Raw genomic sequence first — 21,251 nt, forward strand, 5'->3', positions numbered from 1 at the left:
TCGCGTCGCAATTTCAGGAGATGCAACGTGGCGAAGAAGACGGCGACCAAGAAGAGAAGCGCTTCGAAGAAAGCAGCGAAAACCGCGAGCAAGATGACCGCCGTTCGCAAGGCGGCTGCGGCGAAGCCGGTCAAGAAAACAGTCAAGAAGGCCGCGCCACGTCGTCCCAGGGGGCCGGCCTGGCAATGGTCGGCGGTCGACACCGCGGCGGCGATCCGCTCCGGCGCAATCTCGGCGGTCGAGACCGTCGAGGCGCATCTGGAGCGGATGCATGCGGTCAATCCCAGGCTGAATGCGGTCGTCGTCGATCTCGGCGAGGACGCGCTGAAGGCCGCGCACGCGGCTGACAAGCAGCGCGCCAGGGGCGGCGGACTCGGCCTCCTGCACGGCGTGCCCATCACCATCAAGGAGAATGTCGATTACGAGGGCCGGCCCAATTACAACGGCGTACCCGCCAACAAGGGTCTCATCGCGCCGTCGGATTCGCCTGTCGTCCGCAACCTGAAGAAATCAGGAGCGATCGTCATCGGGCTCACCAACACGCCTGAATTCTCGTTCCGCGGCTTCACCGACAACCCGCTGCATGGGCTGACGCTCAATCCCTGGGACCCTGACATCACCTGCGGCGGCTCCTCGGGCGGCGCGGGATCGGCGGTCGCCGCCGGCATCGGCACCATCGCGCATGGCAACGACATCGGTGGCTCGCTGCGCTGGCCTGCGCATTGCAACGGCGTCGCGACGATCAAGCCGACGCAGGGCCGCATTCCAGCCTTCAACGCCAGCGCGACGGCAGAACGGCCGATGCTGGCGCATTTGATGTCGGCGCAGGGGCCGCTCGCCCGCCACGTCGGCGACGTCCGCCTGGCTCTTGAGGTCATGAGCCAGCGCGACCCGCGCGACCCCTGGTGGGTGCCGGCGCCGCTGACGGGGCCGAAGCCGAAGGGCCCGATCAAGGTCGCGCTGGCCAAGATCCCCGACGACATGAAGGTCGACCCGGCGGTCAGCGCGGCGCTCCGCCAGGCAGCGGATCATCTGGAGCGGTCCGGCTATCGCGTCAGTGAGGTCGACGTGCCCGACATCAACGGTGTTTGGCAGACCTGGTGCGACATCATCACCAACGAGACGGTGGTGATGCAGGAGGCCGGCATGCTGAAGGTCACGTCGGAAGATTTCCACAAGGCGTGGGGCGGAATGAAAGCCAAGGCCAATATCCTCGATCTCAAGGCCTGGATGCAGGCGACCGCCGCGCGCAACGGCCATATCCGCGCCTGGCAGCTGTTCTTCGAGGAGTACCCGGTGGTGCTGGCGCCGACCACGGTGAAGCCGACGCCGGGTCCGCGCGAGGACACCGTCAGCGCCGAGCGCGTCCAGGAAATATTCTGGGGCGAGATCCGCTTCATCTCGGCGATCAACGTGCTTGGCCTGCCCGGCGCCGTGGTGCCTGTGACCGTGCACGATGGCAAGCCGATCGGCGTGCAGCTGATCACCGGACGCTATCGCGAGGATCTCGCGCTGGATGCGGCCGCCGCGATCGAGAAGCGCGCCGGCGTGCTGGCCCATCGGCTATGGGAAACCATGGCCTGACCTTTGCTTTTCGGGCCTTCGCGCAACAAGCGCGAGGCCCTGACGAGGCGGCCGGATCAGTTCGTCAGATGCGAGGCCGCGATCGCCTTCTGGAACAGCGCGTTCAGCGCCGCGCTGATGCTGGAATCGCTCGAGACCTCGTAATAATAACCCGACGTCGCGCAAGCCTGCATCTTGGTCGCGATCGAGCTGCGGAACGGTGCGATGTAAGTGTTGTACCAGGAGTTGTTAGTGATCGCGAGATAGGTAGTGTAGAGCACCGCGATCTTGACGCCGCGCGCCTTGATGGTGTCGCAGATCGTCGTCGTCAACGGCTCCTGGCACCGACCGGACGAAGTGATCACGGTCTGGGTGCAGGTCGAGGGATAGTAATAGTCGGCGACACCATCCGTGACGAAGAACAGCCATTTCTGCGGCGAGGAGGACGAGCCGTCGCCTGGCGTCGGGATCGTGGTGTTCATCGACGACATGGTGCCGTCGAAGTCGGTACACATATCGTTGTTGTAGTTGGTGTAGGGGATCGTCATCAGGTCGACGCCGGCAACTGCGGTCTTCACCGAGGACAGGCTCGAGGTGAGCGCAGAGATCGTGGTCAGGCCCATCGCGCCGCAGTCGCTGCCCATGGTGTAGACTGCCATCCGGTATTGATTGCTGACGAGCTGGCTGGCGGTGGCGGTGTCAGTCAGCGACTGCGTCGCGTCGCGCACCAGGTCGATCCGCATCTTGATCCCGAGGTTCTTCGCGATCGAGTAGTAGCTGTTAGTCTGCTTGGTCTTCTTCGAACTCGACGTATAGGTGTCGTGGCAGGCGAAGGCGCAGCTATCGGAGGTCGCGCTCTGCAGGGCCGTCATGTCCGCCGTGGTCGCGCCCAGTCCCTGCGACGGCGAATTGTCCAGCAGCACATAGAAATCGACATAGGCCGGCAATGAGGCCGCTGCGGTCGAGGATGCCGAGACGTCCATGGTCTTGTAGCCGAGAATCCCCATGAAATAGGTCGTCACCGTCGCCGACGCCGTTCCCGTGGCGGTTCGGGTGGTGACGCTGTCGACCACGTTGATGGTCACGGCGGTCGAGCTCATGCCGAGCGCGGACATCTGTCCGGTGAACGTGTTCAGCGCATCGCTCTGCGCCGCCGAAGTGCTCCTGGTGATTTCGCTCTTGGCGGTGGCGACCAGTACGGCGGTGTCGAGCGCAGAGGCCAGCTTCGCTCTCGCCCGGGCGGCCAGGGAATAGTCGACGGCGGCGCCGACGAAGGACAGCAGCGGCACCAGCGCGAGCGCGAAGATGACGGCGATATTGCCACGGCGGTCGGAAGCAAATTTCGACAACAGGCGATGAGCATTCCCGGTGGCAATGTTCAAGCAAACACATCCTTACGCGAACAACGATGCGCGGACGCTAGCATCGTGGAACTTACGCAAGGGTTGACCGGGTTCCATAAACGCGTGTCTGTATGTTGCTGATCGTATCGCCGGTGGGGCGAAATTGCCTATAAAAATAGCCGTTTTTGCGTACCTCACTCGGCGAATCCCGTAGTACTCCGGGGGCGCGCTTGACCGGCGCCGTCGTTTGCATCCAACCTGCACGCAGGTCGCGCCGAGCGAGAGCGCGTCAACTTGCAGTAGGGGAGGACGACATGCCGGACAATCTTCCGGTCATCCTGCATCATTTCGACGAGTCGCCATTCTCCGAGAAGATCCGTCTCGTCTTCGGGCTGAAGAACATGGCGTGGACCTCGGTGCGCATCTCCAGGATCATGCCACGCCCCGACCTGATGCCGATGACCGGAGGGTATCGGCGCACACCGGTGATGCAGATCGGCGCGGACATCTATTGCGACACCCAGCGCATCGCCCGTGAGCTCGAACGTCGCTTTCCTGCGCCGACCCTGTTTCCTGATCGAAGCGAGGGGCTCGCCTGGGCGAGCGCGATGTGGACCGACAAATCCTTCTTCCAGAACACGGTGAACCTGGTGTTCGGTTCACTCGCCGACAAGGTGCCGCAGAGCTTCATCGAGGATCGCGAGAAGCTGCGTGGCGCCAGGTTCGACATCGCGGCGATGACGGCGGCGATCCCGCAAATGCGCGACCAGTATCGCGCGCATGTCGGCTGGATCGAGGCCGAGCTGGCCGGAGGTCACCAATGGCTGTGCGGGAGCGCGGCGGGCCTGATAGACATCAACGCTTACATGAATGTCTGGTACGTCCGCTCCAACCTGCCGGTCGCCGATCAACTGCTTGCCGAGTTTCCCAGGGTGCGCGCCTGGGAGGAGCGCGTCCGCGCGATCGGCCATGGCATGCGGACCGAGATGTCGGCCGCGGAGGCGCTCCAGGTCGGCCGGGCAGCAACGCCGCAGACGCAGGAGACGGACGACCCCCACGATCCCAACGGCCGCAAGGTCGGCGACCTCGTCGACGTCAGGCCCGACGATTACGGCAAGATCGCCGTGCGCGGACGAATCGTGGCGCTGTCGGCCCAGAGCATCGCCATCCGCCGCCACGACGACCTCGCGGGCGAGATCGTCGTCCACTTTCCGCGCGCGGGCTTCCTGGTGACGCCAGCGGCGTAGTTAATCCAAATCGACTCAAATTTTAGCCGATTCACCAACAACCATTAGGGTTACTTCCTCGATCTCTAAGCGAATTATTGTCCGCTTTACCACCGGCCTCTAACAGAGGGACGGCGGACAACGCACATGCCTCATACAGGCCAATAAGTGCGGCCCGCGTCCCACGCGGAGGTGGTACGATGCGCAACGAGACGATCGCTATTCACGCCGGCTACGAGCCCGAAGCCACCACGCACGCGGTTGCCGTGCCGATCTACCAGACCGCGGCCTACGCGTTCGACAGCGCCGACCACGGCGCGGCGCTCTTCAATCTCGAGGCCGAAGGTTTCCGCTACAGCCGCATTGCCAATCCCACCAGCGCCGTGCTGGAGAAGCGCATCGCCCAGCTCGAAGGCGGCGTCGGCGCGCTCGCGGTCGCGACCGGTCAGGCCGCACTGCATTTCGCCTTCGTCAACGTCGCCGATCACGGCGGCAACATCGTTTCCGTGCCGCAGCTCTACGGCACCACGCACACGCTGCTCTCCCACATCCTGCCGCGGCAGGGCATCACCGGCCGCTTTGCCGAGAGCGATGCACCTGACGCCATCGCAAGGCTGATCGACGAGAATACCCGCGCCGTATTCGCCGAGACCATCGGCAATCCTGCCGGCAATGTCTGCGACATCGAGGCGCTGGCCAAGATCGCGCACGCCCATGGCGTGCCGCTGATCGTCGACAACACGGTCGCAACGCCCATTCTGCTCAAGCCGTTCGATTACGGCGCCGACATCGCCGTGCACTCGCTGACCAAGTTTCTGGGCGGCCACGGCACCACGCTCGGCGGCGCCATCGTCGATTCCGGAAACTTCCCCTGGGCGGAGCATGCCGACCGCTTCCCGGCCTACAACAAGCCGGACGCCTCCTATCACGGCCTCGTCTATGCCGAGCGCTTCGGCAAGACCGCCTATATCGAGCGCGCCCGCAGCGTCTATCAGCGCACCATGGGTTCGGTGCTGTCGCCGTTCAACGCCTTCCTGCTGCTCCAAGGCATCGAGACCGTGGCGCTGCGCATGGAGCGCCATTGTGAGAACGCCCGCAAGGTCGCCGAATTCCTGCGCAACGACCCGCGTGTCGCCTGGGTGAATTACACCGGCTTCCCGGATAGCCCCTATTATCCGCTGGTCCGGAAATATCTCGATGGCAATGCCTCATCGCTGTTCACCTTCGGCATCAAGGGCGGCATGGAGGCCGGCAAGGCCTTCTACGATGCGTTGAAGCTGATCACGCGTCTCGTCAATATCGGCGACGCCAAGTCGCTGGCCTGCCATCCCGCATCGACCACGCATCGGCAGATGTCGGCGGAGCAGCAGCGCACCGCCGGCGTGCTGCCGGAGACCATCCGCCTCTCGATCGGCATCGAGCATGCTGCCGATATCATCGAGGACATCGACCAGGCTCTGGAAAAGGCCTGTCCGGCCGCGCGTCTTCAGGCCGCGGAGTAGGCAATCGGGCCGATGAGCGTCCTGATCGCCAGGGATCAAGGTATCGCAAGTCCGGCGCTGGTGCCGGCCGAGGGCGATCCCGCGCGCGATCATGGAGACGCTGAGCTCACCATCGGACTGATCAACAACATGCCCGATCCTGCGCTGAAGGCGACCGAACGGCAGTTCATGAAACTGCTCCAGGCCGCTGCAGGGCCCCGCCGCATCCGCTTCCATTGCTTTTCGCTGCCGACGGTGAAGCGCTCGCCGGAAGCGAAATGGCACGTCGAGAGTGAATATTCCGATCTCTCCGATCTCGGGCGCCAGACATTCGACGGGCTTATCGTCACCGGCGCCGAGCCGATCGCGCCCGAACTGGACCAGGAGCCATATTGGCGCGACCTCACCGAGCTGATCGACTGGGCCAAGGTCAACACCCGCTCGACGATCTGGTCGTGCCTCGCCGCCCATGCGGCCGTGCTGCATCTCGATCGCGTCGAACGCCGGCGCCTGCCGACCAAATGTCACGGTATCTTTGACTGTGAACCCACAACCGCCGATCCGCTGACGCGCGATGCCCCGGCACCGCTCAAGGTCTCGCATTCGCGCCTGAACGAAGTCACTGCCGGCGATCTCACGCAGGCCGGCTATCAGGTGCTGACCCGGTCGGCCCAAGCCGGGGTCGACGTCTTCGTCAGGCAATATGCCAGCCGCTTCGTGTTCTTCCAGGGCCATCCTGAATACGACGCGCTGTCGCTCCAGCGCGAATATCTGCGCGACATCGGCCGCTACCTCGCGCGCGAGCGCGAGGTCTATCCGGCCCTTCCCGTGAGTTATTTTGACGCAGCGACGGAAGAGAAGCTCGCTCGCTTCGAGAAGCGGGCGAGGCACCAGCGCCATCCGGCGCTGACCAACGAGCTGCCGGCGCTGACTTTGCGCGCCGATATCGCCGCTGGCACCGCTGCAGCGGCGCTATTTCGCAACTGGCTGCAATATCTCGGCGCGGAGACGGATGCTCCGCTGCTCGCGCGTTGACCCGGAGCCGCAGGTTCCGCGTTAGGATTACCGGGGCGTTAAGCTTGCCTCAGGCCGTGCGCAAATGTTTCAGTGCAGAAATATGAAATCACAGGAAACGCACCCGTGCTGTCGGCCCTCAACGGACGCGTGAGCAATCGACTGGCCCGGCATTTCCGCGCCGCGCCGCACCGTTTGCCGGCGCATGCGCCGATGGTTAGCTTCACCTTTGATGACGCGCCCGACAGCGCCGCAGGCGAGGGCGCCGCGCTGCTGGAGGCTCATGGCGGGCGCGGCACCTTCTATCTCTCCGGCAGCCTGATCGACCAGCCCGACGATCATTGGCACGGCCTGTCGAACGATGCGATCGTCCGGCTGCATCGTGCCGGCCACGAGATCGGTTGCCATACCTTCTCGCATCTGCGCGCGGTGGATCTCGACGAGAGCGCGATGGCGCACGAGATCGAACGCAACCGCAGTCATTTCCTCGGCATCGACTCCTCGATCCGGCTCGAGAATTTCGCCTATCCTTATGGGCTCGCCTCGGTCTGGCGCAAGCCGCAGCTCGCCCAAAACTTCCGCTCTGCGCGGGGCATCCTTCCGGGCGTCAACAGCGACGTCATCGATCTCCAGTTCCTGCGCGCTTCGCCGCTGGTCAATTGCGAGATCGACACGGTGGGCGTGGACCGCTACTTCGACGAGGCCGTCGCAAGCGGCGGCTGGCTGATCTTCTACGGTCATGACGTCGTCGATGCGCCGAGCCCCTATGGCTGCACGCCGGCCCTGCTGCGCCACGCGCTGGAGGCGGCGGAAAGGCGCAACATGCCGATCGTGACCGTCGCGGAGGCCCTGCGCAGGATTGGGGCGTAGCTTTTCACCTCTACCCGCTTGTGGAGGAAGAAGATGTGCTTGCCACGCCAACGCCGCCATGCGACTGGCGTTGTGACGAATCTCTCAAAGCCTCCGACACGCCCATGTCCGCCCCTTCCACCGCTCCGCTGCCAGCGCCGGCCGACGGCCGTGATGCGCTGTCGGTGCTGCATTCAGTGTTCGGCCTGCCGGGCTTTCGCGGGGCGCAGGGCGAGATCGTCAGGCACGTCACCGATGGCGGCAATTGCCTGGTGCTGATGCCGACCGGCGGCGGCAAGTCGCTATGCTATCAATTGCCGTCGTTGCTGCGCGAAGGCTGCGGCATCGTGGTCTCGCCGCTGATCGCGTTGATGCGCGACCAGGTCGCAGGCCTGATCGAGGCCGGCGTCAACGCCGCCGCATTGAACTCGTCGCTGTCGTTCCAGGAGGTTTCCGACATCGAGCGGCGCCTGATCGCGGGCGATCTCGACCTGCTCTATGTCGCTCCGGAGCGGCTGGTGACCCCGCGCTGCCTGTCGATGCTGGCGCAGGCCAAGGTGGCGCTGTTCGCGATCGACGAGGCGCATTGCGTCTCGCAATGGGGGCACGATTTCCGGCCTGAATATGTCGGCCTCTCCATCATCGCCGAGCGCTTTCCCGACGTGCCGCGCATCGCGCTGACCGCGACGGCGGATGAGCCGACGCGGAAGGAGATCGTCCACCGGCTCCAGCTCGCAGACAGCCCGCAATTCGTCTCGAGCTTCGACCGCCCCAACATCCGCTACGAGATCGTCGACAAGCGCAACGCGGTGTCGCAGCTGAAGGAGTTCATCCGGGACCGCCACACTGGCGACGCCGGCGTGGTCTATTGCCTGTCGCGCAACAGGGTCGAGGAAGTCGCCGCTGCGCTCGACGATGCGGGCATTGCGGCGCTGCCTTATCACGCCGGGCTCGATAGCCAGGTGCGCTCGCGCAATCAGGACCGCTTCCTCAACGAGGACGGCATCGTCATCGTCGCGACCATCGCCTTCGGCATGGGCATCGACAAGCCCGACGTCCGCTTCGTCGCCCATCTTGATTTGCCCAAGAGCATCGAGGCCTATTATCAGGAAACCGGCCGTGCGGGGCGCGACGGCAAGCCTTCGGCCGCCTGGATGGCCTATGGCCTCTCCGACATCGTGCAGCAGCGCCGCATGATCGACGAGTCCAGTGGCTCCGACGACTTCAAGCGCGTGTCGATCGGCAAGCTCGATGCGCTGGTCGGGCTCGCCGAGACCGCGCAGTGCCGGCGGAGGCGGCTGCTCGCCTATTTCGGCGAGACCCTGCATGGCGAGAGCTGCGGAAATTGCGACAATTGCCTGACGCCGCCGAAAATGCGCGAAGGCAAGGTGTTGGCCCAGAAGCTGCTGTCCTGTGCCTACCGCACCGGACAACGTTTCGGTGCGATGCACCTGATCGATGTGCTGATCGGGCGTCTGACCGAAAAGGTGACGCAGTTCGGCCACGACAAATTGTCCGTGTTCGGGATCGGGCGCGAACTCAACGAAAAGCAGTGGCGCACCGTGCTGCGGCAGCTGGTGGCAATGGGACATTTGCAGGCCGATAGCGAAGCCTTCGGCGCGCTGAAGCTGACCGACTCTGCGCGCGGCGTGCTCCGCGGCGAGACCGAGGTATGGTTGCGCGAAGAGGCGCCCACGACGCGCGTGCGTGCCAGCCGAACAAAATCCCGCCGCGGCGACCTCGCGCCGGCTGCCGGCGCGCCGCAGGGCGATGTCGATCCCGCGCTGCGCGCGCGCTTGCGGTCCTGGCGTTCGGATGTGGCGCGCGAGCGCGGCGTGCCTGCCTATGTCGTGCTGCACGATGCCACCATCGACGGCATCGTCCGGGCCTGGCCGACCACGCTCGACGAATTGCGCAACGTCCCCGGCATCGGTGACAAGAAGCTCGAGCACTACGGCGACGAACTGCTGCAGATCGTCAGGACGCGGTAGGATATCTTGTCATCCCGGACAAACGCAGCGAAGCGGATCGCAGATCCTGGATCCATACCGCGTGATTTATCTTGAGGCAGGGGGGAGACGTCCTTCGCCAAACGTCTCCCTGGGGTCATGGGTCCCGGCTTTCGCCGGGACGACAGTTGAGGGCGGGCTCGAGCCAGGCTACCTCAGCCGTTCCTGAACGCGTAACCATAACCGTTCAGCGCCGGCGCGCCGCCGAGATGGGCGTAGAGGATCTTCGCGCCCTTCTCGAAATGGTTCTTCTTCACGAGGTCGATCAGGCCCTGCATCGATTTGCCTTCATAGACAGGGTCGGTGATCATGGCTTCGAGGCGCGCGGTGAGGCGGATCGCTTCCTTGGTCTCTTCCGAGGGAACGCCATAGGCGGGATAGGCGTAGTCCTCGATCAGCACGACGTCGTCTGCAACGATGTCCTTGCCGAGTTCGACGAGTTTCGCGGTGTTCTGGGCGATCGCGAGCACCTGCGCTTTCGTCTGCGCCGGGGTGAACGAGGCATCGATGCCGATCACCTTTCGCGCACGGCCGTCGGCGGCGAAGCCGACCAGCATGCCGCCATGGGTCGAGCCGGTGACGGTGCAGACGATGACGTAGTCGAACTTGAAGCCGAGCTCGGCTTCCTGCTTGCGTACTTCCTCGGCAAAGCCGACATAGCCGAGCCCGCCGAATTTATGCACGGAGGCGCCGGCTGGGATTGCGTAGGGCTTGCCGCCGGCGGCTTTCACTTCCTCGATCGCCTGCTCCCAGCTCTTGCGGATGCCGATGTCAAAGCCGTCGTCGACCAGGCGCACGTCGGCGCCCATGATGCGCGAGAGCATGATGTTGCCGACGCGGTCATAGACGGCGTCCTCGTGCGGCACCCAGGCTTCCTGCACCAGGCGGCACTTCATGCCGATCTTGGCCGCTACGGCCGCGATCATGCGGGTGTGGTTCGACTGCACGCCGCCGATCGAGACCAGCGTGTCGGCGTTCGAGGCGATCGCGTCGGGAATGATGTATTCGAGCTTGCGCAGCTTGTTGCCGCCGTAGGCGAGGCCGGAATTGCAGTCCTCGCGCTTGGCGTAGATCTCGACGTTGCCGCCGAGATGCTTCGACAGCCGCTCCAGCTTCTCGATGGGCGTCGGGCCGAAGGTGAGCGGATAGCGTGCGAATTTGTCCAGGTTCATTGGATCATCCCAATTGGCGTTGTGTCTGGGATGTGCCTAGCATTGCACCGCAAGAAGGTGCTTTCGAATATTGCACCGTTTTTGTGAGTGGTCTTGCATGATATTCGAGTTTAGCTATTAGTTCTTCCAGAATGTGCCTATTTCACGGAAGTTTCTTCCATGTCAGCTAGACTGGACCGTATCGACCTCAAGATGTTGAGATTGCTGCAGAATAACGGTCGGCTCAGCAATGCCGAGCTAGCCGCATCAGTCGCGATCAGCCCCGCCACCTGCCATCGCCGCACCCAGCGCCTGTTCGAGGATGGCTTCATCGCCGCTGTCCGGGCCATGGTGGAGCCGAAGAAAGTGGCGAAGGGCACGCTGGTGATGGTCGGCGTGGTGCTCGACCGCTCGACCCCGGAGAGCTTTGCCACCTTCGAGCAGGCGATCGCCAGGCTGAAATTCGTGCTCGACTGCCACCTCGTCGCCGGCGACTTCGACTATTTCCTCAAAATCCGCGTCGGCGACATGGAAGATTTCAACCGCATCCACGGCGAGCAGCTCATCGCGCTGCCCGGCGTCCGGCAGACCCGCACCTTCTTCGTCATGAAAGAGGTCGTCGACAACGCGCCGCTGGAGTTCTAAGCGGGACCCATTGATGCGCAATATGCCTCATGCGAGATTCGACCGATGCAGCCGCTTCCCTTTCGCCAACACGATCCCGCCGCCCCCAGCTATCGGCGCGGCTGGGTCGACGAGGCCATCGCTGCGATCGAAGCCGACCAGTGCCGCACGGCCGACACTCATCTGATCCGGCTGATCGTTCCGGCACTCTCGGGCATCGACCTCTATCTGAAGGACGAGTCCACGCACCCGACCGGAAGCCTCAAGCATCGGCTGGCGCGCTCGCTGTTCCTCTACGCGCTCTGCAATGGCCACATTCGCCAAGGTACGCCCGTTGTCGAGGCGTCGTCCGGCTCCACTGCGGTGTCGGAAGCTTATTTCGCACAGATGATCGGTGTGCCCTTCTACGCCGTGATGCCGCGCACGACCTCGGCGGAGAAGATCGCCGCGATCGAGCATTACGGCGGCAATTGCCACCTGATCGACGACAGCCGCGCGCTCTATGCCGAGGCGGCCGCGCTCGCCGCGCGTCTGGACGGTCACTACATGGACCAGTTCACTTTCGCCGAGCGTGCCACCGACTGGCGCGGCAACAACAACATCGCCGAATCGATCTTCACGCAATTGAAGGGCGAACCGCGGCCGCTGCCGGACTGGATCGTGATGGGAGCGGGCACCGGCGGCACCTCGGCCACCATCGGCCGCTATTTGCGCTATCGCCAGTATCCGACACGGCTATGCGTTGCCGATGTCGAACATTCCGCTTTCTTCGACTGCTTCCGCGCGCAGGATCGCTCGCGTGTTTGCGAGCGTCCCTCGTTGATCGAAGGCGTCGGCCGGCCGCGCTGCGAGCCGTCCTTCGTGCCAGGCGTGGTCGACCGCATGATGAAGATCCCGGATGCGGCGACGATCGCCGCGATGAACGTGTTGTCGCGCCGGCTGCGCCGCGCGGTCGGCGGCTCCACGGGGACCAATTTCCTTGTGCTGTGCCGGTTGGCCTCGGAAATGCGAAAGGCAGGCCAGACCGGATCGCTCGTGACGTTGATCTGCGATTCCGGCGAGCGTTACCGGCAGACCTATTATGAGCCGAATTGGCTGAAGGCCCGCGGCCTCGATCCGGGGCCGGTCGAGGCGGCCCTATCGTCGTTCCTCGCGACGGGTGAGCCGTTGACGCTCACAGTCGACGACGTCGGAAATCCGCAGAGCATATGAAGCCCTGCGTCATAGCCGGGGCCGCGGTCCGCGCCAGGAACGGTTCCGCCGCGTCCTTATCACTCCGCCGCCTTGCTTGCAGGTGGCTCGGGCGTCCAGGCGACACAGCGATTGCGGCCTTCGTCCTTGGCCTGATAGAGCGCCTGATCGGCCGCACCCATCAGCGCGTCGATGCCGGACATGCCGACTGTGGCCTCGGCAATGCCGATGCTCACGGTAACGCCGAATTGCACCTGATGCGCGTTCAGCCGGGTCGCCATCGCACGCTTGCGGATTCGCTCGGCGACGAGCTTGGCGCGTGAGAGGCTGGTCTCGGGCAGCAGAACCGCGAACTCCTCGCCGCCAATGCGACCGACGAGATCGGACTTGCGCTTGCCCTCGTTGCATGCGGCTGCAACGGCCTTGATCGCTTCGTCGCCGACCGCGTGGCCGTAGCGATCATTGACCGACTTGAAATGATCGATGTCGAGCATCAGGACCGAGACCGAGCGGTAGTAGCGCTGGAAGCGGCTCCATTCCGCATCGAGTGCCCCCAGGAAATGCCGACGGTTGAACAGGCCCGTGAGTGGATCGGTGGTCGCCAGCCGCTCCAGCATGGTGGCCTTGTTGTTGAGATCGGTGATGTCGACATAGGTCAACATGCGGCCGCCGTTCGACATCGTGGTGCAATGGGCCCTGATCCGCCGCCCGTCGGGCGTCTGTAGGTCGCGCACGTGATCGCCGGCCATGACCTCGGCGACGCGCTTGGTCGGAAATTTTGCCAGCTCGTTCGCCGGAAGGTCCGGTGCACTGGCGCGGTGCGCGCGGCTCACCAGCCAAGCATAGGCCGGGCGGGCGGCGGCCTCCTCTTCGCTCACCTCCCAGAACCGCCGCATCCGCAGATTCATGAAGCTCGCGTTCAGGCTGGAATCGAGCAGGAGAACGCCGTCCTGAACATTCTCCAGGGCGTCCCGCAGGAGCTTCAGCTCGTCCGAGGCACGCACGATATCGGTGACCGGAGTATAGGTCAGCATGCGCCCGCCGTCGGGCAATGGCGTGCACTGTACGCGCACGACATCGCCATTGGTTCGACGTACATCGACCGGTGTCGGATCGCCCGCCTCAATGACGCGGACACGCTCCCTGACATGGGCATCGAGGGCAGGATCCGGCACCTCATAGGCTCCGATGTCACGTCCGTGATGCAGCAGTGTGAGAATGGATGGATTGCTGTCGGCAACCTCGTCGGGCAGGTGCCACATCTGGCGAAACGAGCGGTTGATGAGGCGGGCCCTGAGGTGGGTGTCGAGCAGCACGATCCCGGTCGGCACATGATCGAGCGCGGCGCGTAGCGCCAACATCTGGCCGCGCATCAGCGCGTCGGACGAACGGTCGCGCTCCTCGCCCGTCGGGTGCTCGCCGCCGGGCTGTTCGAAGGCGACCCCGACTTGGCGGTCGGCCCGCCAAACCACCCGACAGGCTAGGCTCTCGCGCCCCGCGAGTCTGAGCTGGAAGCGCTCGGGCACGCCGAGGCCGCTTTCCATCTCCAGTGTCGCGGCCTCTTCGGACAGCCGACGCACGACACAGTCGATCGACGACTGGCCGAAATTGAAGAAGATCTTCCCAGCAAGGAACGTCCGTTCCGTGACCAAGCGGGACATTCGCAGTCTCCGACGCTGAACTTCATGCGAAAAGCCGCCTGAGTGTCGCGCAAGGTTACTTGCGGTAATCTAACACTCTCGATGTTTTCGAATGAGGATTAACGACCGGTTGACGCGGAACCTACAAAATTCCCAAGTTCGCGGTTAGTTGCGCACCGCGTAGAGCGGTGTGCGCAGGGTCACCTGGTAGGACGGCTTCGGCATCCACGCGATCTGCGCGGTGATCCCGAACAGGCGATTGTCATTGTCATCCATGCGATCGAGGTCGAGCCGCAGGATTGGCTGCGTGAAGGGCTCCGCGAGCGTCCGGCCGGCGAGTTGCGCGCCGCCGAATGACTGCACGCCGAGGCGGCCGGTGAACTTCCAGTCGTTCGGCCACTGGTAGTAGCCGCCGGCATAGAGGATCGTGTTCGGCTTGATCCGGGCGACGAGGCTCGCGATGTCGGTGTGGGTGTATTGCATGCCGGCGAGCCAGCCCCGAGTCTCATCCTCGTCCAGCGCGTAATCGAATTCGAGCACATTGTTGAACGAATTCGTCATGCCCTGTTCGTTCGGCACCGACTGCGTCAGCGTCGATTGCAACGTGATGGTCGGGATCTTGCCGCCGTTCTGCTGGTGGAGATCGGCCTGCACGCCGATGTTCCAGCTGGTGATATCGAAGGACGACCAGCCGCCGCCGATGTTCGTCGACGAGCCGGAGACACCGCCATACAGCGACACGCGGTCGCTGACATCCACGGTCAGCGGCAGGTCGACCGCGATCGATTTTGCGGCCGGCAAGCCGTTCGGCAGGGTCACGCCACGTTGTGCCGCGAGCGCCTCGAACGCGGCTGAGAGGGAGCTGTTGCCGAAGCCAAGCCCGAGCGTGCCCGCAGGGATCGTGGCATAGGTCGTGCGGAGATCGAGATAGATGTTGGGAACGGCCGGTTTTGCCGGCGAATCCTCCTCGTCGGCAGCACGGGCGGCGCCGACCGGGATCGTCGCACAAAGCAATCCCGTCGCGACAACGCGCAGGGCTGAGCGGGTCGATCGGCTGCAATGAGACACGTGACAATCCGACGCGCGGCGATTTGATGACGGAGCCGTTGTTAGTTGGAACGTGATCGTTTGCCTGGTCAAGCGTTATCCGCAAACGATGGACGATATCGAAGTGCCCGGTTACCGCGCCGTGCTCGTCCTGACTCCTCTTACGCCAGAGTGCAGGTCTGACAATTGAAGGACAACAGCCATGAACACGTCACGCCGCTTCCTGCTCGCTGGCCTGGCGGGCCCTGCCGCGGCTCCGGCGGCCGTCGCCGCCGCGCATTGGCCTGATTATGTCGAGGCGGCCAGGGCCGTGCTCGACGCGCGCGCGTGACTACTTCTCCACCGCGCGCCTGACCTGCTCGCCGATCTGTGACAGCACGAGCTGTGCCTGCGGCAGGATCGCGCCCATGGCGTGGAAATTATGAACCATGCCGTCGTGGCAGACGTGCTCGACGGCGACGCCGGCGGCGAGCAGCTTGCGCGCATAGGCATTGCCCTCGTCGCGCATCGGATCGAATTCGGCGGTGTGGATGATCGCGGTCGGCAGATCCGTGAGCCGCGTCGCGCGCAGCGGCGAGATGCGCGGATCGGCGGCATCCAGTCCCTCGGGCAGATAGTCGGCCAGATCGGCCTCGATCGTGACGCGGTCGATCAGATGCCCTTCCGCGAACGCCTCCCGTGAGGGTGAGGTCTCCTCGAAATCCAGCACCGGGCAGATCAGGCATTGCGCGACGATGGAGAGGCCGGCGCTCTGCGCTGCCTCCTGACACACGATCGCAGCCAGCGTGGCTCCGGCGGAATCGCCGCCGATCACCAGCCGCTCGGCGTCGATGCCGAGCGTTTCAGCTTCTCGCGCGACCCATTCGGTGGCCGCGATCGCGTCGTCGACGGCGGCGGGATATTTGTGCTCGGGCGCGAGCCGATAGTCGACCGAGACGAGGCGGCAGCCGGTCGCATGTGCCAGCGCGGCCGCAATGCGGTCATGCGTTGCGACGCTGCCGGCCACGAGCCCGCCGCCATGAAAGAACACGAAGCCCGGCGCGCGTTCGCCTGACGACGCGGGAGAATAGAGCCGATAGGGCAGCTCTCCGCCGGGGCCCGGCAGCGTTCCGTCGGACGCGGCCACCTCGGGCGCCTCGGCTCGCGCGAACTGCATCAGCTTCGCCAGCGATTGCCGCCGTGCCTCGACGCTCGGCCGGCTCGGCGCCCGTGGCGCAGCCGCAGCCATCATGGTCAACAAGCGCTTTGCGAGCGGATCGAGCGGCATGGGAAAACTCCGTGACGTGCCCGACATTATAGCCGGTTCGGACGCGATGGTGTCTTAACCTCCTGGACGGGAGAGGTGGTGCTTCCCCACAGCAAATCGTTTAGAAATTGGGACAATAGTACCCGGATATTTTCGAGGGGAGGCCTGATATGGCCGAGATCAAGAAGCCGATCGAATATTCGCCGAGTTGGACCTTCTTCGATGGCAAATGGCACGAGGGTAACGTGCCGATCATGGGACCGCGTACGCACGCCGCCTGGCTCGGCTCGGTGGTATTCGACGGTGCGCGCGCGTTCGAAGGCGTCGCCCCCGATCTCGATCGCCACGTCGCCCGCGCCAACCAGTCAGCGATCAATTTTGGCCTGAAGCCGGTGGTCGATGCCGCCACCTGGATGACGCTCGCGAGCGAAGGCATCGCGCGCTTTGCGCCGAATGCCGAGCTCTATGTCCGGCCGATGTATTGGGCGCAGAACGGCTCGGGCGGCGGCGTGCTGTTCGATCCCGAAACCACCGATTGGTGCCTTTGCATCTACGAGGCACCGATGCCGAAACCGACAGGCAATGCGATCACGCTGTCGCCGTTCCGCAGACCCACGGCGGAATGCGCGCCGGTCGACGCGAAGGCCGCCTGCCTCTATCCGAACAATTCGCGCGCGCTGGCGGAAGCGGCCTCGCGCGGCTTCCAGAACGCGCTGATGCTCGACATGCTCGGCAACGTCGCGGAGTTCGGCAATTCCAACGTGTTCATGGCGAAAGACGGCGTGGTCTTCACGCCGGTGCCGAACGGCACCTTCCTCAATGGCATCACGCGCCAGCGCGTGATCAGCCTGCTCCGCGGCGACGGCATCACCGTGGTCGAGAAGACACTGCGCTATGCGGATTTCCTCGCCGCCGACGAGATCTTCTCCACCGGCAATTTTGCGAAAGTCGCACCGGTGATTCGCATCGACCAGCGCGAGCTGAAGCCGGGCCCGCTCTACACCAAGGCGCGCAAGCTATATTGGGACTTTGCTCATGCGTTGAAGCTGGCGGCCTGACGCGAGCTAGCTTCGCCGCCGAAACCGACTGAACTGAAAGGCCTGCGTCGAATGCCACGGCGTGTGATGGGTCTCGCTGCGGGTCTCGACCAGCGAGAACTCCGGCCCAAGCTCCGCGGAAAGGCTGGCGCTGTCGTGCCGCTGCACCGGCAGGCCGCTGCATTTCTCCGGACCGTCAGGCGCAAACGTCGCGATGATCACTTGGCCGCCCGGCGCAAGCGCCGAGCGCAGGCGCTCGACGTAGGCGGCCCGGTCGCGCGGATCGGTCAGGAAGTGAAACGCTGCACGATCGTGCCAGACGTCCCAGGTCTTTGCCGGCCGCCACGTGGTCGCATCGGCAACGATCCAGTCGACCATTGAGGCGGCCGTACCGAGGCGCTTCTTTGCCGCATCGAGCGCGTTGGCGGAGAGGTCCAGCACTGCGACGTCGCGATATCCGTCGTGCAGCAAGGCATCGACCAGCCGCGACGCGCCGCCGCCGATGTCGATGATGCCAGCGTCATGATCCGGACCGGCTGCACGAATCATCTCGAGCGAGATCGCCGGGCTATCCTGAAACCAGCTGACCTCGGCCTCGCCCTTGGTGGCGTAGACGTTCTGCCAGTGCGTGGTTCGGTCGGACATGGCGGCTCCGGCCCTTTGCCGGGATGGTGGCGCGACAGTGGCGACGCCGCAATCAATTGTCAGTTCGCGCGCCCGCATGTGCGGACGCGCAGGTACGAAGGCGAGGCCTACTCGTCCTTCTTCGACATCCGCTCGAGGCGTTCCTGCATGTCCTTCATCTGCTGGCGCAGGTCGTCGATGTTGCTGTCCGTCGCCGCCGGGGCGTTGGCATCGGGCTCCGGCTCAGGGGTTGCCGGGCGCCCCGCGGAGGGGGCGAAGGGCTTGAACATCGAGAAGGTCTGCTGGAACAGCTCCATGTTGCGGCGGACCTGTTCTTCCAGCGGAGCAAAGGGGGTGCCGGACAGCGTGTTGGCGATCTGCTTGCGGAACTTCTCCTGCTCCTGGGTCAGCGTCGCGATCGACTGCTCCAGATATTTCGGCACCACCATCTGCATGCTGTCACCATAGAAGCGGATCAACTGGCGCAGGAAGGTGGTCGGCAAGAGGTTCTGGCCGGCCTTGTTCTCCTGCTCGAAGATGATCTGGGCGAGCACGGAGCGGGTGATGTCGTCGCCGGTCTTGGCGTCATAGACCAGGAAATCTTCGCCGTCCTTGACCATGGCGGCGAGGTCTTCCAGCGTCACATAGGTGCTCGTTCCGGTGTTATAGAGCCGGCGGTTCGCGTATTTCTTGATGGTGGTGGGTTGGTCTGATTTCGCCATGGGCTCTCACTTGAAAGACGCTGAGAACGGGAACCCAGCGGCCAATGCCGCAGGGCGGGAAGAGTACGCAACGCAACAAAATAAGCATTTTCAAAGGGCTCACGCTACCGTTTTGTGCGGCACGGTTAATCGCACAGCAAAAACCTGCTTGCGAAAGCGCCAAGAACGCTATTTTGAATGCGCTGCGGCATTGACATGGTTCAATGACGTTAACAGGATGCCGGACGAGACTGACGGGCCATTTTCCAACGCCCGCCTGCCCCTTTTCTTCAGAACCTCAAGCCTCAGGAGATGCCCATGTCAGACGATGTCGTCATCGTCAGCGCCGCCCGCACCCCGGTCGGAAGCTTCAACGGAGCCTTCGCGACCCTTCCCGCACACGATCTCGGCGCCGTCGCCATCAAGGCTGCGTTGGAGCGCGGTGGCATCGAGCCCGGCCGGGTCTCGGAAGTCATCATGGGCCAGATCCTCACCGCCGCCCAAGGCCAGAACCCCGCCCGCCAGGCCTCGATCGGCGCCGGTATTCCGGTGGAGAGCCCGGCCTGGGGTGTCAACCAGCTTTGCGGCTCGGGCTTGCGGACCGTCGCGCTCGGCTACCAGGCGCTGCTCAACGGCGATTCCGAGATCGTGGTCGCCGGCGGCCAGGAGTCCATGAGCATGGCTCCGCACGCCCAGTACCTGCGCGGCGGCGTCAAGATGGGCGCCCTCGAATTCGTCGACACCATGATCAAGGACGGCTTGTGGGATGCCTTCAACGGCTACCACATGGGCAACACTGCCGAGAACGTCGCGCGGCAGTGGCAGATCACTCGCGCCCAGCAGGACGAGTTCGCCGTTGCCTCGCAGCAGAAGGCTGAAGCTGCGCAGAAGGCCGGCAAGTTCAACGATGAGATCGTTCCGGTCACCATCAAGACCCGCAAGGGCGACGTCGTCGTGAGCGCCGACGAATATCCGCGTCACGGCGCCACCCTCGATGCGATGGCGAAACTTCGCCCCGCCTTCGAGAAGGATGGCACGGTCACTGCAGGCTCGGCCTCCGGCATCAATGACGGCGCCGCTGCCGTGGTGCTGATGACCGCCAAGCAGGCCGCCAAGGAAGGCAAGAAGCCGCTCGCGCGCATCGTGTCCTGGGCGCAGGCCGGCGTCGATCCGAAGATCATGGGCTCGGGCCCGATCCCGGCTTCGCGCGCCGCGCTGAAGAAGGCCGGCTGGAGCGTCGGCGATCTCGACCTGATCGAGGCCAACGAGGCTTTTGCGGCGCAGGCCTGTGCCGTCAACAAGGACCTCGGCTGGGATACGTCCAAGGTCAACGTCAATGGCGGCGCGATCGCGATCGGCCACCCGGTCGGCGCATCAGGCGCGCGCGTACTGGTGACGCTGCTGCACGAAATGCAGAAGCGTGATTCGAAGAAGGGCCTTGCCACGCTGTGTATCGGCGGTGGCATGGGTATCGCGATGTGTCTCGCGCGCGACTGAAGCTGACGCCACACTGACGCGTAACTTGCGCGTGCGCTGCACACATGAGTGAGTGCGTTGCACGCGACTAAAAAGGCGGCGGTTGCAAATCAAATATTCTTCGCAACCGCGCAAGCCTCGACTAAATACAAACGCCCGGCTCAACGCCGGGCGTTTTGTTCTTGATGTCCGTCAAAGCAGCCGCATAATCCACCACTAAAAAACGATCACGTCAGAAACGTCCGAAGAGTCCAAGGGAAGGAATACGATATGGCACGTGTTGCATTGGTCACGGGTGGTACGCGGGGCATCGGTGCTGCGATCAGCAAGGGTTTGAAGGCGGCCGGCTACAAGGTTGCGGCGAGCTATGCCGGCAACGACGCGGCGGCGGAGAAGTTCAAGGCCGAGACCGGTATTGCCGTCTACAAATGGGACGTCAGCAGCTTCGATGCCTGCGCCGAGGGCGTGAAGAAGGTCGAGGCCGATCTCGGACCGGTGGAGGTGCTCGTCAACAATGCCGGCATCACGCGCGACACCGCCTTCCACAAGATGACGCTCGAGCAGTGGAACGCCGTCATCAACACGAATCTCGGTTCGCTGTTCAACATGACGCGCCAGGTGATCGAGGGCATGCGTGCCCGCAAGTTCGGCCGTATCATCTCGATCTCGTCGATCAACGGCCAGAAGGGCCAGTTCGGCCAAGTCAACTATTCCGCGGCGAAGGCCGGCGATATCGGTTTCACCAAGGCGCTCGCGCTCGAGAACGCCAAGGGCGGCATCACAGTGAATGCGATCTGCCCCGGCTACATCAACACCGAAATGGTCCAGGCGGTGCCGAAGGACGTCCTGGAGAAAAACGTGATCCCGCAGATCCCGGTCAACCGGCTCGGCGAGCCAGAGGAGATCGCGCGCGCGGTCGTGTTCCTGGCGGCCGACGAAGCCGGCTTCATCACGGGATCGACGCTGTCCATCAACGGTGGCCAGTATCAGGCCTGACAGGAATCAAGCTTGTAGCGTTGGGCATGACAA

General features: G+C 64.1%; 19 protein-coding genes. 12 read left to right on the forward strand and 7 right to left on the reverse strand.

Features of this window, described 5'->3' with window-relative positions:
• Positions 1 to 27 precede the first annotated feature (27 nt).
• A complete protein-coding gene (locus tag XH90_RS02595; RefSeq protein WP_194479070.1) occupies positions 28 to 1,584 on the forward strand; it encodes an amidase family protein in 1,557 nt (518 codons plus the stop codon).
• Positions 1,585 to 1,640: 56 nt separating this feature from the next.
• Here XH90_RS02595 and XH90_RS02600 read toward each other — a convergent pair whose 3' ends face one another.
• The gene (locus XH90_RS02600) at positions 1,641 to 2,939 is read right to left on the reverse strand and encodes a TadE/TadG family type IV pilus assembly protein (RefSeq protein WP_371748379.1); all 1,299 of its coding nucleotides are present in this window, start codon (positions 2,937 to 2,939) and stop codon (positions 1,641 to 1,643) included.
• A 281-nt stretch (positions 2,940 to 3,220) separates the two neighbouring features.
• On the opposite strand from XH90_RS02600, the gene XH90_RS02605 reads away from it, so the two are divergent.
• The 5 genes from XH90_RS02605 (at position 3,221) to recQ (ending at position 9,467) form a co-directional block, all read left to right on the forward strand.
• Entirely contained in the window at positions 3,221 to 4,153 is a 933-nt protein-coding gene (locus XH90_RS02605) for a glutathione S-transferase family protein (RefSeq protein WP_194479072.1), read from the forward strand.
• A 179-nt stretch (positions 4,154 to 4,332) separates the two neighbouring features.
• Positions 4,333 to 5,634 carry an O-acetylhomoserine aminocarboxypropyltransferase/cysteine synthase family protein gene (locus tag XH90_RS02610; protein WP_194479073.1) on the forward strand — a complete coding sequence of 434 codons (1,302 nt, stop codon included), beginning with the start codon at positions 4,333 to 4,335 and terminating at the stop codon, positions 5,632 to 5,634.
• A gap of 12 nt (positions 5,635 to 5,646) precedes the next feature.
• Positions 5,647 to 6,648, forward strand: a complete 1,002-nt coding sequence (locus XH90_RS02615) for a homoserine O-succinyltransferase (protein ID WP_194479074.1) — start codon at positions 5,647 to 5,649, stop codon at positions 6,646 to 6,648.
• Positions 6,649 to 6,753: 105 nt separating this feature from the next.
• The gene (locus XH90_RS02620; protein ID WP_194479075.1) at positions 6,754 to 7,497 is read left to right on the forward strand and encodes a polysaccharide deacetylase family protein; all 744 of its coding nucleotides are present in this window, start codon (positions 6,754 to 6,756) and stop codon (positions 7,495 to 7,497) included.
• A gap of 104 nt (positions 7,498 to 7,601) precedes the next feature.
• Positions 7,602 to 9,467: a DNA helicase RecQ gene (recQ, locus tag XH90_RS02625; protein WP_194479076.1), complete on the forward strand. Its 1,866-nt coding sequence runs from the start codon at positions 7,602 to 7,604 to the stop codon at positions 9,465 to 9,467.
• 173 nt (positions 9,468 to 9,640) lie between these two features.
• Here recQ and XH90_RS02630 read toward each other — a convergent pair whose 3' ends face one another.
• Positions 9,641 to 10,657 (reverse strand): 1-aminocyclopropane-1-carboxylate deaminase, encoded by a 1,017-nt coding sequence (locus XH90_RS02630; RefSeq protein WP_194479077.1) that lies wholly within the window; start codon positions 10,655 to 10,657, stop codon positions 9,641 to 9,643.
• A gap of 159 nt (positions 10,658 to 10,816) precedes the next feature.
• Between XH90_RS02630 and XH90_RS02635 the strand changes: the two genes are divergently transcribed.
• Complete coding sequence (locus XH90_RS02635) at positions 10,817 to 11,281, forward strand: Lrp/AsnC family transcriptional regulator (protein ID WP_194479078.1); 465 nt, start codon at positions 10,817 to 10,819, stop codon at positions 11,279 to 11,281.
• A gap of 45 nt (positions 11,282 to 11,326) precedes the next feature.
• A complete protein-coding gene (locus XH90_RS02640) occupies positions 11,327 to 12,472 on the forward strand; it encodes a PLP-dependent cysteine synthase family protein (protein WP_194479079.1) in 1,146 nt (381 codons plus the stop codon).
• Between the two features lie 59 nt (positions 12,473 to 12,531).
• Here the strand turns inward: XH90_RS02640 and XH90_RS02645 are convergent, their stop codons facing one another.
• Together XH90_RS02645 and XH90_RS02650 are read right to left on the reverse strand one after the other, a co-directional pair.
• Complete coding sequence (locus tag XH90_RS02645; RefSeq protein ID WP_194479080.1) at positions 12,532 to 14,112, reverse strand: diguanylate cyclase; 1,581 nt, start codon at positions 14,110 to 14,112, stop codon at positions 12,532 to 12,534.
• Between the two features lie 144 nt (positions 14,113 to 14,256).
• Positions 14,257 to 15,126, reverse strand: coding sequence for a hypothetical protein (locus XH90_RS02650; RefSeq protein ID WP_194482565.1), 870 nt, complete (start codon positions 15,124 to 15,126; stop codon positions 14,257 to 14,259).
• 214 nt (positions 15,127 to 15,340) lie between these two features.
• Here XH90_RS02650 and XH90_RS39575 point away from each other — a divergent pair, with 214 nt between their 5' ends.
• The gene (locus tag XH90_RS39575; RefSeq protein ID WP_256442498.1) at positions 15,341 to 15,469 is read left to right on the forward strand and encodes a hypothetical protein; all 129 of its coding nucleotides are present in this window, start codon (positions 15,341 to 15,343) and stop codon (positions 15,467 to 15,469) included.
• On the opposite strand, the gene XH90_RS02655 is transcribed toward XH90_RS39575, so the two are convergent.
• Positions 15,470 to 16,405: an alpha/beta hydrolase gene (locus XH90_RS02655; RefSeq protein ID WP_194479081.1), complete on the reverse strand. Its 936-nt coding sequence runs from the start codon at positions 16,403 to 16,405 to the stop codon at positions 15,470 to 15,472.
• Positions 16,406 to 16,554: 149 nt separating this feature from the next.
• Between XH90_RS02655 and XH90_RS02660 the strand changes: the two genes are divergently transcribed.
• Positions 16,555 to 17,442 carry a branched-chain amino acid aminotransferase gene (locus tag XH90_RS02660; RefSeq protein WP_194479082.1) on the forward strand — a complete coding sequence of 296 codons (888 nt, stop codon included), beginning with the start codon at positions 16,555 to 16,557 and terminating at the stop codon, positions 17,440 to 17,442.
• Between the two features lie 6 nt (positions 17,443 to 17,448).
• Here XH90_RS02660 and XH90_RS02665 read toward each other — a convergent pair whose 3' ends face one another.
• Together XH90_RS02665 and phaR are read right to left on the reverse strand one after the other, a co-directional pair.
• On the reverse strand, positions 17,449 to 18,066 hold the full coding sequence (locus XH90_RS02665) for a trans-aconitate 2-methyltransferase (protein ID WP_194479083.1): 618 nt from the start codon (positions 18,064 to 18,066) through the stop codon (positions 17,449 to 17,451).
• A gap of 107 nt (positions 18,067 to 18,173) precedes the next feature.
• The gene (phaR, locus tag XH90_RS02670; protein ID WP_194479084.1) at positions 18,174 to 18,767 is read right to left on the reverse strand and encodes a polyhydroxyalkanoate synthesis repressor PhaR; all 594 of its coding nucleotides are present in this window, start codon (positions 18,765 to 18,767) and stop codon (positions 18,174 to 18,176) included.
• 297 nt (positions 18,768 to 19,064) lie between these two features.
• Between phaR and XH90_RS02675 the strand changes: the two genes are divergently transcribed.
• Positions 19,065 to 20,243 carry an acetyl-CoA C-acetyltransferase gene (locus XH90_RS02675; RefSeq protein ID WP_194479085.1) on the forward strand — a complete coding sequence of 393 codons (1,179 nt, stop codon included), beginning with the start codon at positions 19,065 to 19,067 and terminating at the stop codon, positions 20,241 to 20,243.
• Between the two features lie 249 nt (positions 20,244 to 20,492).
• Complete coding sequence (phbB, locus tag XH90_RS02680) at positions 20,493 to 21,218, forward strand: acetoacetyl-CoA reductase (protein WP_194479086.1); 726 nt, start codon at positions 20,493 to 20,495, stop codon at positions 21,216 to 21,218.
• Positions 21,219 to 21,251: the final 33 nt, after the last annotated feature.

The sequence above is a fragment of the Bradyrhizobium sp. CCBAU 53338 genome, assembly GCF_015291665.1.
Lineage (GTDB): Bacteria > Pseudomonadota > Alphaproteobacteria > Rhizobiales > Xanthobacteraceae > Bradyrhizobium.